Below are 12,677 nucleotides of genomic sequence, written 5' to 3' on the forward strand. Positions count from 1 at the left end.
TATGGCGTAGCGGCGGCACGGGGTGCTAGCGCGCGAGAAAATGCAGGAAATGGGCGTTCTGCCCAGCCGTTTAGTGTAGTCGCTAGCCAAGTGAGTAGACTATTTGCGATATTGCGAGCACATGGCTTTTGCGCAATGGTTCTACCTGCGGTTTTAGTTTTCGTTATGCGGGTTGTGCTTGGCTATTGCCAAGAAGTCTACTCACTTAGGTTTGAGAATCGTTCGCCAGCGCCTATTTGCGCTTGGTAGCCGATGCCGCGACTGCCAAAAGCTCCTAGGACTCTTGTGGCAGGCGCTTCTTGCCCTTGCGGGCGCGGTTTCTGAAGTTCTCGACGGCCTCCTCCATGCCCAGAGGTACATAGGTGAGCTCATCGAGGTTTTCGGGCAGGTAGCAGGCAAGGCTTTGCTCCTGCGCGCGGCCCGCCGCGAGCTGTTCATCGCTGGGCTGCGCGCCGGGTGTGGCGCAAATGCCATAGACGGCTGCACCCATCTCGCGTGTGCGGCATTCATATTCGGTCTCGGGGTGCTCGGGATGGTCGCGGCGGACGTCGTCACTTACCCAAAGTGTGTCGTAGCCGGCCGCGGCAAACTGCCCCAGGGCGTAGTCGCGCAATGGCTTGCTGTCGGTGCGCAGCGTGACGGTAGCACCGGCTGCAAAGAGCGGGCGGTAGAGCATCAGATGGTCGACATGGACGAGTCTTTTTTTGGCGTACTTGGCCTTGGGCTGCGGCGTGGGAAAGTTGATGGTGATGGCATCGAGCTCGCCTGCGGCAAATAGCTGCGGCAGCGATGCGGCACCTCGGGGCAGGACGAGTGCGTTGGACAGCCCCTGCTCGCAGATTTTCTGTGCGGCATAGGCGATGCAGATGGGCTCCTGGTCCATACCGATAAAGAGCGTGTCGGGCTCACGGCGAGCTTGCTCAACCAGATAGGTGCCTTTGCCGCAGCCCAGATCCAGATGAAGGCGGGTGAAGGGTGCGCCGCCGGCTGGCGCGCAGGCTTCGCGCCAATTCCCGGCATAGGCCTCGGGGTTCGTCTCAATCGCATCGGCGTAGCGCTCCAGGCGCTCCTCGAGTACAAAGTTCTTAGGCGTGCGAACGTGGACGGCTCCCATGAGGCTCCTTGGTCATAAGTATGGAACGCATGGCTGCACGTTCCGGTGATGGGTTAGAAGGGGGGCGATTTGCCCAAAAGATGCGGTGCGGCTCAGCGACGAGTCGCTGACGCCTATAGACGCTTGAGAATCACGTAACGGTTGAGCTCGCCGCTGCGACCGTCGGCGTGGAAACGCTCGAGCTCGCGTACGGGAACCTCGCCGCTCTTGTAGAACGTACGAACGCCGCGCACCAGGTCGGTGATCTGTTGATCGTCAAAGTGGTGGCAGTAGCGGTAGGCATGGCGGTCGTTTTGCCAACCAATGAGGTGGTCGCCGGCTTCGAACTGCGCGGAATCGTAGCCCTCAAACGGCGGGCTGAGCTCGGCGCGGGCCTCAGCGCGAACGGCTTTGCGTGCCATACGCTCGTCATTCATAAACTCCCAAAAGCTGATGGCGATGATGCCACCCGGGAGCGTCTGGCGCACCAGGGCGTCGAGCACACGCACACGGTATTCGCACGACGGCACGTGGTGCATAAAGCCAAAGCAGACCGAGATATCGGCGAGCGGGGCATCGAAAAGCACATCGGGCGTCTCGGCGGGGTTGAGCTTCATGAGGGCGTCGAGCGCATCGAGTTCCTGGAAGTGCAGGTTGGGAATGCGCAGGGCGTGGCCGTGGGCGTCTATTGCCAGATCTTGGCACGAGTCGACACCATAGAACTCAAACGGGCAGCTGGCATCTGCCGAGGGGTTTGCGCCGTCGACGCCCTTGGCGGCAAGTGCCCCGCCGGCGGCAAAGTTCTCGAATCGCATATTGCCGCAGGCAAGGTCGAAGACGCGGACGGGATGCTCGATCGTGGCCACATCGAGCTGCTCAAGCGCGATGTCCATGGTGCGCACCCAGCCGGGCCACGGGGCTTGGCGCGTATCGGAAAAGGAAGCGGAGTGCTCGCGATAGAACGTATTGTTGAGCTGGATGAGCGATGATGCGAAATCGCGGTTCACGGCGCGGAACTCCCTCCGATGGCGGTGCGGAATAAACAGTACGACCATACTACCGTTAACGCCGCAACGGGGACAACCGAGCTGTGGGCCATTGCTTTGTTTGGACACATTTCCGCAGCTCATATGTGCCCGCAACCGCCGGTTGTCAAAAATCTCACTAGAATAGGTAGCATGATTTTGGCGGTGGCGGATAGATTTTTAACTGTGCAAGGCGCCTTAAGAACAACAACGGTCCGGCGGCACGGCTGGCAAAAGCATAGGAGGAATCATGAATGTAGAAACTGCGCAGCGGCTCGCCGATCTTCGCCGCAGCAAGGGCTTTAGCCAAGAAGGATTGGCACGAAAGCTGGGACTGTCACGCCAAGCGGTCAGTAAATGGGAGCGCGCGGAGAGCTCGCCTGATACCGAGAACCTGATCTCGCTTGCCAAGCTCTATGGTGTGAGTCTGGACGAGCTACTCAATCCGAGCGACGAGATCGAGGACGATATCGAGTTTGAGAACGAGGACCGTGCCCGCCAGCGCGAGGCCGAGGCGGCCGAGCGCGCCCGTACCCACGAGGCGGCAGCGCGCGCTACCGAGGCGGCAACACAGGCGAGTGATGCCGCGGCCAAGGCGGCGCAAGCTGCAAGTTGGAGCGCGCAGGCGGCTAACGCCGCGACGGCGCAAGCGACGAGCGCTGGCGCGGTCAATCCGACTCCAGTGAAAGGTCCGTTCCAGTCGTTTCCGTATTGGGCCGTGTGCTGGCTGCTGTTCTTTTTACTGATGTTCCTGTTTGGTGGTGCCCCCTTTGCCGCACTGATCTTCTTTACGATCCCCATCTATCACTGGGTGGCGCGTGCGCTCGACGGCGATTGGGCGCGCGGGAATATTCAGGTTGGTCCGGCGCCGGCGGCAGCCAGGGCTCAGGATGATTCCCCTGCGGTTGATACCGACGTGGCTACCGCGACCCCCGCTGATGCGAGCGCCAAAGAAGGTGATGAATAATGAAACTCTCGCATGAATCTAAGGTGCGTCTGGGCGTTGGCATCGGAGCGTTTGTGCTTATTGTTGGGCTTGTCTTTGGCGCCTCGCGGACATTGATTCATTTTGATGGTCCGTGGGATCTCGGCAATATTGCATCCGGCTTGTCCGGTATGGGTGATGCGGTTGACGACGATGTTTTGAACGATGGCGGTAAGTATTCCGCTCAGCCTCAGCAGCTTTCGAGTGCGACCTTTGATGCCGATGAGTTTCGCTACCTCGATTTCGATATCAATGCGGCTTCGGTGGACGTCAAGGTTGTTGATGGCAACAAGGCTCGCGTTATCGAGCGGGGACGCGTTGCCAAGGGTATGGATGCCTCCAAGGCCGCGGCGCAAAACATCGCATCCGTCGAGGACTCGACGCTCAAGGTTTCCCAGTTTGGAAGTGATGACGGTAAGGCAATCGATCGCTCGGTTACGGTTGAGCTGCCGCGCCGTGTTGCCGAACATCTGAAGGGGATCAACGCGCACGTGGGCTCGGGTGATTTGCAGATTGCCGGTGTCATCTGTGATGGTTTTGACCTTTTCCTGGGTGCGGGAGATGTAGAGTTTACAGGCAGCGTGACTGATGCGCTCAGTGCTGAGGTCGGTTCGGGCGATGTGACGTTCGAGCTCTACCAGGCCCCCGCGAAGTCGATGAACGTAAGCGTGGACTCGGGCGATGTGGAGGTAACGGTTCCGAACTCTACGGGCTTTACGGCGAGCCTTACTCTGGGTAGCGGTGACTTCGAGAGCGATTTCCTTCCGGATAGCTACGACGACGAGGCGATTTCGAGCCTCGAGTTCGATAATGGCGATAAGTCCGCCACGTATCGCTTTGGGGTTGGTTCGGGCGACATGTCGTTCAATCCGGAATGACGACGGCGGGCTAAGTCCGCAAACATAGATGCTTATACGCGCTGTTTGATGTAGGCGCCGGAGCCGTGACGGGCTTCGGCGCCTTTGCCTTTACAATGGGGTCATGGAACAGATTATTTTAAACATACTCGATGCCCTGCGTCGCGGCGAGACCGTGGACGACAAGGCGCTCGTCAAACTGATACATACCGAGGCGCGCCGCGAGGGTGCCGACAAACGCGACCTGGCCAAGCGCCGTCTGCTGCCGTTCTACCAGCGGGTTAAACGCGAGGAGCCGACTCGTTGGGCTGGGTGGAATGTCGATGCCGAGCTGGAGCGTCAACTGCTGCAGGTACTGCGCATGAAGCCGCGCCGAACGGCTTCGGGCGTGGCGACCATTACCGTCATCACCAAGCCCTGGCCGTGCTCGGGCGATTGCCTGTTTTGCCCCAACGACCTGCGCATGCCCAAAAGCTATCTGCATGCCGAGCCGGCGTGCGCCCGTGCGGAACAAAACTGTTTCGATCCGTATCTGCAGGTGAGCGCTCGCCTGACCGCGCTTTCGCAGATGGGACATGCGACCGATAAGATTGAACTCATCGTGCTCGGCGGTACCTGGAGCGACTACTCGCAAGGGTATCAGGCATGGTTTATGTCGGAGCTCTTCCGTGCGCTCAATGATGATGCGGTGGCGGGCGTGGCGGCAAACCCCATGTTGGCGCGTCCGGGCATCAGCCGTGCCGAGGCGGGGCGTCTGCTCGATGACGCTCCCGCCGATGCCCTGCCGCTTGTGGTGGCAGAACGCCGCGAGCGCTATCGGGCCGCCGGCATTGCGACAGACGAGGCCGAGCTTGCTGCCGGCGTTGCTGACGAGCAGGGGCGTGTGGATGCTGCCGTGGGCGGCTATAACCGTGCAGTGCGTCGTCTGTACGGCCCCGGTACGCCGTGGGGCGAGGTCACCGAGTGGCAGACGGCAACGATGGAAGAGCTTGAGCGGCAGCAGCGCATCAACGAGACGGCGAAGCATCGCGTGGTGGGACTCGTTATCGAGACGCGCCCCGATGCCGTAACGCCTCAGGCGCTCACGCTCATTCGTCGCCTGGGCTGCACCAAGATTCAGATGGGTATCCAGAGCCTCGACCAGCACCTGCTCGACATCAACGAGCGTCGTATTACGGTGGCACAGATCGAGCGAGCGTTTTCGCTCGCGCGCCTATTTGGCTTTAAGATCCACGCGCACTTTATGCTCAACTTGTTGGGTGCTACGCCCGAGGGGGACAAACGCGACTACGAGCGCTTTATGACCGAGGGCGCTTTTATGCCCGACGAGGTCAAGGTCTACCCGTGCGCGCTCATCGAGGGCTCGCGTTTGGTGGGCTGTTACGAGCGTGGCAAGTGGCGCCCCTATTCCGAGGAGGAGCTGCTCGACGTGCTGGCCGATGACATCGTGGTTACGCCATCGTTCTGCCGTATCAGCCGCATGATTCGCGACTTTAGCTCCGACGACATCATGGTGGGCAACAAGAAGCCCAACCTGCGCCAGCTCGTCGAGAACCGCTTGGCGGCTCGTGGAGAAGGCGCGACGGTGCGCGAGATCCGCTATCGCGAGATCAGCACCGCGGGCGCCGACCTGGACGAACTGTCTCTTGATGAGGTCGCTTACGAGACGCCGGTGACGCGCGAGCGTTTTTTGCAGTGGGTGACGCCGCGGGGCAAGATCGCGGGCTTTTTGCGCCTGTCCCTGCCTGATCGCGCCTTTGTCACCGCACATGCGGACGAGCTGCCGACGACGCCGGACGAGGCGATGATTCGCGAGGTGCACGTGTATGGCATGGCGGCGCGCGTGGGGGATCAAGGCCAGGCGGCGCAGCATCACGGTTTGGGGCGTTTGCTCGTAGAGCATGCATGCGAGATTGCCCGGGATGCGGGTTATGCGCGCATCAACGTGATTAGCGCGATTGGCACACGCGAGTACTATCGCCATCTTGGATTTTATGACCATGGCCTTTATCTGCAAAAGGAGCTCTAGATGAACAAGCCGAGTGTTTCTGCCGGCGTCGTTGCCGGCGTTGCTCTGGGAGCCGCGGCGCTTGGTGCGGCCGCTGTCGCTGTTCGTGCTGCCTGTCTGCAGGTCGCACGTACCCGCAACGGGTTGGCGCGTGTGAAGCGTGTACACGACGAGAGCGGTGACGAGGTCCGTGTGCTCGTGCAAGGCGGCGTCTACCAAAGTGCGAGTTACGTTGGCGAGCGCTGGGCGGAGCCCGTCTTTGCGTACTATCGCGCGTTTGACGACGTGTTTGAGGCCGAGGACGCGATGCGCGACGTTTATGGTCACGGTATCAGCCGCATGCTCATGCTGGGCGGCGGCGGGTTTGCCTATCCCAAGTTTGCGCTGATGTCGCACGAGGGCTTGCGCATGGACGTCATTGAGTACGATGCCGAGATTACGCGCCTGGCGCGCCGTTGGTTCTACCTGGATGAGCTGGAGCACGCGGTGGGCGATCGCCTGCGGGTGATTACCGCTGAGGCTCGCTCATATCTGGGTGTGACGAGCGTGGGTCATCGTCGCTACGACGTGGTCGTGAGCGATTGCTTTGGCGGTGCCGAGCCCGTACGCGAGCTGGCGACGGTTGAGGCGTTGCGTTTGGTGCGGGGTAGCTTGAACTCGGGCGGCATCTACGTGGCTAATATCGTGAGCTCGAACGAGGGGAACGATGTGACGTTCCTGCGCGACTGCGCTGCCACAGCGCTCGAGGTATTCGACCACGCCTGGGTGGTCCCATGTGGCGATGCGAAGTTCGGCGGCGAGGAGAACTACCTGCTCATCGCCAGCGACGGCGACTACGCCTTTGCCGAAGCCGTGCCCTTCGACGCCGACTTTCTCGGCGCTACCCTCCATGACTAGCGCGTTTCCCTGCGACCAGTCTTTCTGGGACGGGGCTTTTTTAGCTACGGGCATGATTTTTCTGGGACGGGGATTAAAAAATCATTAGGTACAGAATGATTTTTTAATCCCCGTCCCAGAAAAATCATGCTGCCGGCGCCTGGCCAAGAAGTAGCTCAACAAGCCCCGTCCCAAAAAGACTGGTCTCAGGCGTGGTCGCGCCAGCTGCGGACACGCCGCTTCATGCCCTCTATGTCGAGCACGCCTTCGGCAAAGCCCTTGCGCACGAGCTCCTCGGGAACGTACTCGTCGTAGCGATCAAAGTAAGGCACCTCGCCGGGATAGACGAGCTCGATGGGGTCGAAGTCCTTTTCGGCCTCGGCGGCGAGCACCTCAAAGAACGTCTCCTCGTCGGCCTTCATCTTAAACTGCATAAAGTACGGGCGCGACGGGTCGAGTCCGCGAAGGCCCAGCTCCGCGGCGCATTTAATCTTGAGCATACGTTCGAGCGCCAAAAAGGCGTAGCTTCCCAGCCAGGGGAAGAGCACCCAGGTGTCGCCGCCCAGGTTAATGAGCGGCTTAGTTCCCGCACCCGAAATCTCGGCCGTATGGCGAGCCTGCGCCAGACGGGCCCGTGCATTACCCATGAGGTACGGATACGACGCGTGCTCGTTAAGCGCCTTGCGCATACGCTCGAGTACATGTGTGTTGATGTCACCGGGGCAGTCGCCAAAGTAGGCCGGCACACGGCCCTTGACCTGCGTGGCAAAGACGGTATGACGCTTCCAGTCCACTTCCTCGACAATCCAGCAGTGTCCGGCGATGGCGATGCGCTCACCGGGCGGTGGCGGATTGACAATCGTGCCCAACTCGGCCGACTCGCTGCGAACGGTGAACTCCTCGTTTTCCTGGAACACGGCGTAAAACTTAAAGTTGTTAATGATACGCTCGCCCGCGAGACCCACGATGAGCCCGCCGCCCTCGGTGACCTGGATATGGTCGATCTTAATGAGGTGACGCAGCAGCACGCGATAGTCATCGGCCGAGATGCGATGGAAATAGCTGAGCGTGAGCACGCGCTGGGCAAGTTCGGCCGGCGTGAGCTCTCCGGTGCTGGCGAGGGTCGACATGGTCTGGTGATAGAGCAGACTGTAGGGGAGTCGATCGAGCTCGGGCGGCTCGACCCACTTTTCCTCGCGATAGAGTTGTACGAGCGCGATGCCCTGGAGGAGCTTCCAGGGAATGGTCTCGGGCATCATCGTGCGCGGCTCGGGCTCTTCCTCGCGCATAACGAACCACATCTCGGGTGGAAGGTCGCGGCGTCCCGTGCGGCCCATTCGCTGCAAAAAGGAGCTGACGGTAAATGGCGCGTCGATCTGGAAGGCACGCTCCAGACGGCCGATATCAATACCGAGTTCCAGCGTAGAGGTGGTGACGGTTGTCTGCGCCTGTTCCTCGTCGCGCATGAGCTCTTCTGCCGTCTCGCGCAGCGATGCCGAAAGGTTGCCGTGGTGGATGAGAAAGCGGTCGGGCTCGTGCCGGCTCTCGCAGTAGCTGCGCAGCATGGAGCATACGGCCTCTGCCTCCTCGCGCGAGTTGACAAAGACCAGGCATTTGCGGCCGCGGGTGTGTTCGAAGATATAGCCCATGCCGGGGTCGGCGTTGTCTGGTGCTGTGTCGGTGGGGTTGAGTAATGCCTGTTCGGGTGCCTGCGGGATGTCGACTTCGCCCTCGGGGGCCGACGAAGTGCGGCGATCCCTGGAGGTAGCCTTGTCCCGTGCCCACTCACGACGTTGGCGGCGTTCCTCCTGTGTGAGCTGTCCGCTATGGCGCATGTCTTGGGCGCCGGCGGGCAGCGCCGCGGGTGCCGCTGCCTCAATGCGCTCGCACGCAAGTACTTCGGCCTCTTGAGGACCTGTGCTCTCAAATCCTCGCTGCTGCGCCTGGGGACCCGAGTTGTAGAAGTGCTCCATGGAGATACGCCACACGCGGCGCGGCTCCTCAAAACGGGGGATAACGCAATCGCGTCCCGTTCCCTGTGAGAGAAAGGCGCCCGTGCGCTCGGGGTCGCCGATGGTGGCCGAAAGGCCAATGCGACGGGGCCGCACGCCTGCCATGCGCGACAGGCGCTCAATAAGGCAGAGCGTCTGCCCGCCACGGTCGCCGCGCATGAGCGAGTGGACCTCGTCGATGACGACGTAGCGCAGGTCGCAAAACATGCGCGGGATCGCCATGTGCTTATGGATTAAGAGCGCCTCGAGTGACTCGGGCGTAATCTGCAAGATGCCGCTTGGTTTTTTGATGAGCTTAGCCTTGTGCGACTGCGAGACATCGCCATGCCAGTGCCAGACAGGGATATCGGCCTCTTCGCAGAGGTCGTTGAGACGGACGAACTGATCGTTGATGAGCGCTTTGAGGGGGCCGATGTAGAGGGCGCCCACGCTCGCGGGCGGGTTCTCCCAAAACTCGGTCAGGATGGGAAAGAAGGCTGCCTCGGTTTTGCCGGAAGCCGTGGATGCCGTCAGGAGCACATTGTCTTGCGTGTTAAAGATGGCGTCTGCCGCTGCAACCTGGATAGAGCGCAGACTCTCCCAATCGTGGGAGTAGATGAAGTCTTGGATAAACGGAGCATATCGGTCAAAGGCGTTCACGGGGCCTCCTCTCAAATACGAACCTCTTAACGCGGTGAGCAGTGGCTCGCTACATTACTGTCTCAACGTTTGCCCAGATAAAACCTGCCAAAATAAACCTGTCCCTTTTTGGCAGGTTAGATGGTGAATTCGGCGAAGTTGCGGTCGCCGTCTGCGGTGCCGGTGTCGCCTGTTGCGGCTGCCGGCACCAGCGTGTCGCCGCCGACGCTTTGCAGCAACTCGGCCACGTTTGCATCGGGATTCTGACACAGGATATCGAGCAGCTCGATAAAGTCACGGATGACCTCACGCGGCGTCAAGTGCGTATCAGCTCCCACGCGGCCAAACTCAATCTTGAGAAAGTCCACCAAGTCGTTCTCGGTAAGCGTGGGCGTCCAGCCAAAGTAGCCGGCATGGATCTGCATGAGTTTTTCGATGAGCACCAGCAGCTCCTCATAGGTGAGCGGCTGCAGACGGATGATGGGCGCGAGCATGTCTTTAAAGTCCTCGCGTGCAAAGCGGCCTTGAGCGAGTCGGCTGCGCAGGGCCTCGTAGGAGAACACGCCGCGGCGGCGGTCTTCAATGGAGGTTGGTGTGCCGCCCATAATCATGCCCAGGTACTGCGCTTTGCCCTGGAGCGTGTCGTTGTACATGGTCAGGATCTTCTCGTAGTTATATTGGCGCGTGATTGCGTTGGGAATCTTATACAGATTCACGAGCTCGTCGATGAGCACCAGCATGCCCTTGTAGCCGCTGCAGACCAAAAAGCGCGCAATGAGCTTGACGTAGTCGTACCAGTCGTCATCGCTGATGATGGTCGAGGAGCCCAGCTCGGCGCGCGCCTCGCTCTTGGTGCGGTACTCGCCGCGAATCCATTTGGTCACGCGGCTCATGGCCTCTTCGTCGCCCCCGGATGCGGCCATGCGATAGCGGCGGAGCATGCGGGTGAAGTCGAAGCCGTGGACCATCTCCTCGAGCGGGGCCAGTTGGGCATTGACGACCGACTCGTCGACGTCGGCACACGAGGCGACCCAGCGATCCAGAATAAGGTTGAGCGCACCGCCCTCGGGGCGCGTCTTGGTCGATATATTGCGGATGAGCTCGCGGTAGGTGGCAAGGCCCTGTCCCTGACCGCCCTGCAGGCGGCGCTCGGGCGACAGGTCGGCATCAGCGACGACGAATCCCTCGCCCATGGCGTGCGTGCGGATAGTCTGGAGCAAAAAGCTCTTGCCGGCGCCGTAACGACCGACCAGAAAGCGGAAGCTCGCGCCACCGTCGGCGATGAGACTCAGATCGGTGAGCAGGGCGCGGATCTCGACCTCGCGCCCTACGGTGATGTAAGGAAGGCCGATGCGCGGGACCACACCGCCCTTGAGCGAGTTGAGAATGACGGCAGCGACGCGCTTGGGCACGCGAGGTGCTGCGGATGCGGTATCACTCATGGTCTAGGTATCCTCTCACGTCTGCTTCGTAGTCCTCGATAATCTGCGGCCCTGCCGCGCTAAATTCAATTACGGTGTCGCCCACCAGGTCAAAGAGCGCCTCGTTGATGGTATCGACGAGCATGTCCTCGCTCTGCTCCGATTGCACTACCGCCGATTCCGCCTGTACTGCGTTGTGCTCGAGCAGCGCGCGGAGATAGGCGTCTGCGGCGGGCGCGAGTTCGTTCGCGGCGTCAGCGGGCGCAGCAGCTGCGAACGCGGGCGTCGGCGCGAGAAGCGGTGCCACGACACCAAACTGTTCGGTGGATATGGTCGGCCCGTCGGACTCGTCCCGCCCTGCAGCCGCCGCGACCGCCTCGACCATCGCGTCGGCTACGGGCTCGGCTTCCGGTTGCCCTGAGTCCGCTGCCTCGGCTTCTGCGGACGCGCCGTCCTCGCGTTCCTCGTCGATCAAAAGCGCTTCGCGCGTTTGTGCGGCAGCGCTCCGAATGTGCCCCAGCTGGCTCAAATCGATATCGATCTTGACGGGCTGGTGTGCGGCGTCCCACGAAAGCCATGCCACAATCTCGTCATCGATAATCTTGGCCAGATATTTGGGGACCTTTTCTTCCTTCAGGGGATGGGCAGGGTCCAGGGCCAGGCGCAGGCGTTGGTCGCAGGCGCGCATCATCTCGCCAAGTTTGCTGCTCTTTTGTCTGCTGCCGTGAATTCGCATGCATTCCCAAAAACCGTTTTGGCAACGGTAGATATGGATGGGGTCCAGACGGTATTCGCAGTCCTCGTGGCGCTCGGGCGCAAAGAATACGGCCGAGGCAAACATGGTGTAGGGCATTGCCGTCTCCTCCCCAAATAAACTTGCCACGATGCCGGTCTTTCGGTGCGTGTCATAGTAGCGCGCCATGCGGACATACACGGCGCACGCCACGTGGCGCAGATCGCGGTGGTGGCTGCGGTCGAGCCGCGAGCTACTTAGGTTGTACGTGGAGAGGGCGTTGATGGCGGCCATGAGTCGCTCCTCGCGCACCTCATCGGGCGGAAGGGGGAGCGTGGGCTCGGAGGTTTTGCGACGCTTAGGGGTCTGGCCGGACGGTGCCGGTGCCGGTACAAGGTCTCGTGCCGCGCACCGCAGTTCGATAAGGGCGTTATCGAACATGACGGTTTTAGAGTCGCGAAGCAGCTTGGGGTCGAGCCCGTGGAACACGGCGTAATCTTGCAGCCACACGCGCGCAAACCGGTCGATGCCGGGCTCGAAGGCGCGATAGACATCCCAAAAAGCCTTGATCTTGTTAAAACCATCGAGTGGATTATCTACGCCAATGCCGCAGATCAGCTCATAGAGATACAGAAAGGCAAAGGACGTAGACGTTTCCTCGACGGTTCCGCGGCGCACTTGGGCACGCCAGGTAAAGTAGCCGCGCAGTTGCCGGTCGCTCATGGCGTTGTAGGTGGGAAAGTACGACTTAAAGGTGCCGTTGTAGGGACAGTCGTCCTCAAAGCCGGCCATCAGCAGGCCCTGGCGGTAAAAAAGCTCGGCTTCCGAAAGCCAGCGGCCCGCACCGCCCTTGGGGTCATCCTGCCAGCGCGATATCTCGCGCATTTTACGGTACTGGTCGGGGAGGAAATTCTGCATCTGTCGGCCGGTTTTGAGAATCGGCTCGTCTGCGTAGATTTCGTTTGAGAAGCGGGCGGACTGATGGGTCCGGGCCTCGGCCATAATGCGCTCGATGAGCATCTTGATGTCCTGGTCGGCCACCGCCCCTC

General features: G+C 60.9%; 9 protein-coding genes. 4 read left to right on the forward strand and 5 right to left on the reverse strand.

The genetic code is table 11. The features are described 5' to 3' along the window. Positions 1 to 274: 274 nt before the first annotated feature. Together DW943_RS05435 and DW943_RS05440 are read right to left on the reverse strand one after the other, a co-directional pair. Positions 275 to 1,114 (reverse strand): tRNA (guanosine(46)-N(7))-methyltransferase TrmB, encoded by an 840-nt coding sequence (locus DW943_RS05435; protein ID WP_117862414.1) that lies wholly within the window; start codon positions 1,112 to 1,114, stop codon positions 275 to 277. Positions 1,115 to 1,227: 113 nt separating this feature from the next. Continuing rightward, the gene (locus DW943_RS05440; RefSeq protein ID WP_158566104.1) at positions 1,228 to 2,100 is read right to left on the reverse strand and encodes a hypothetical protein; all 873 of its coding nucleotides are present in this window, start codon (positions 2,098 to 2,100) and stop codon (positions 1,228 to 1,230) included. Positions 2,101 to 2,368: 268 nt separating this feature from the next. Here DW943_RS05440 and DW943_RS05445 point away from each other — a divergent pair, with 268 nt between their 5' ends. The 4 genes from DW943_RS05445 (at position 2,369) to DW943_RS05460 (ending at position 6,865) form a co-directional block, all read left to right on the forward strand. Continuing rightward, a complete protein-coding gene (locus DW943_RS05445) occupies positions 2,369 to 3,085 on the forward strand; it encodes a helix-turn-helix domain-containing protein (protein WP_117862416.1) in 717 nt (238 codons plus the stop codon). Beyond that, positions 3,085 to 3,981 carry a DUF4097 family beta strand repeat-containing protein gene (locus DW943_RS05450; RefSeq protein ID WP_117862417.1) on the forward strand — a complete coding sequence of 299 codons (897 nt, stop codon included), beginning with the start codon at positions 3,085 to 3,087 and terminating at the stop codon, positions 3,979 to 3,981. The genes DW943_RS05445 and DW943_RS05450 overlap by 1 nt, the downstream gene beginning before the upstream one ends. Positions 3,982 to 4,084: 103 nt before the next feature. After that, positions 4,085 to 5,989 carry an elongator complex protein 3 gene (locus DW943_RS05455; RefSeq protein WP_117862418.1) on the forward strand — a complete coding sequence of 635 codons (1,905 nt, stop codon included), beginning with the start codon at positions 4,085 to 4,087 and terminating at the stop codon, positions 5,987 to 5,989. Then, positions 5,990 to 6,865: a spermidine synthase gene (locus DW943_RS05460; RefSeq protein WP_117862419.1), complete on the forward strand. Its 876-nt coding sequence runs from the start codon at positions 5,990 to 5,992 to the stop codon at positions 6,863 to 6,865. 185 nt (positions 6,866 to 7,050) lie between these two features. Here DW943_RS05460 and DW943_RS05465 read toward each other — a convergent pair whose 3' ends face one another. From DW943_RS05465 to DW943_RS05475, 3 genes are all read right to left on the reverse strand, one after another. After that, on the reverse strand, positions 7,051 to 9,495 hold the full coding sequence (locus DW943_RS05465; protein ID WP_117862420.1) for a DEAD/DEAH box helicase: 2,445 nt from the start codon (positions 9,493 to 9,495) through the stop codon (positions 7,051 to 7,053). 116 nt (positions 9,496 to 9,611) lie between these two features. Next, entirely contained in the window at positions 9,612 to 10,916 is a 1,305-nt protein-coding gene (locus DW943_RS05470; protein WP_117862421.1) for an ATP-binding protein, read from the reverse strand. Next, entirely contained in the window at positions 10,909 to 12,669 is a 1,761-nt protein-coding gene (locus tag DW943_RS05475; protein ID WP_233543605.1) for a TerB N-terminal domain-containing protein, read from the reverse strand. Before DW943_RS05475 ends, DW943_RS05470 begins: the two co-directional genes overlap by 8 nt. Between the last annotated feature and the right edge of the window lie 8 nt (positions 12,670 to 12,677).

The sequence above is a fragment of the Collinsella sp. AM44-11 genome (assembly GCF_003467145.1).
In the GTDB taxonomy this organism is placed as follows: domain Bacteria; phylum Actinomycetota; class Coriobacteriia; order Coriobacteriales; family Coriobacteriaceae; genus Collinsella.

What these genes read in the sequence shown, in the direction of transcription:
- DW943_RS05435 (WP_117862414.1), bottom strand. Translation starts at nt 1,114, where the DNA reads ATGGGAGCCGTCCACGTTCGCACGCCTAAGAACTTTGTACTCGAGGAG.
- DW943_RS05445 (WP_117862416.1), top strand. Translation starts at nt 2,369, where the DNA reads ATGAATGTAGAAACTGCGCAGCGGCTCGCCGATCTTCGCCGCAGCAAG.
- DW943_RS05450 (WP_117862417.1), top strand. Translation starts at nt 3,085, where the DNA reads ATGAAACTCTCGCATGAATCTAAGGTGCGTCTGGGCGTTGGCATCGGA.
- DW943_RS05455 (WP_117862418.1), top strand. Translation starts at nt 4,085, where the DNA reads ATGGAACAGATTATTTTAAACATACTCGATGCCCTGCGTCGCGGCGAG.
- DW943_RS05460 (WP_117862419.1), top strand. Translation starts at nt 5,990, where the DNA reads ATGAACAAGCCGAGTGTTTCTGCCGGCGTCGTTGCCGGCGTTGCTCTG.
- DW943_RS05470 (WP_117862421.1), bottom strand. Translation starts at nt 10,916, where the DNA reads ATGAGTGATACCGCATCCGCAGCACCTCGCGTGCCCAAGCGCGTCGCT.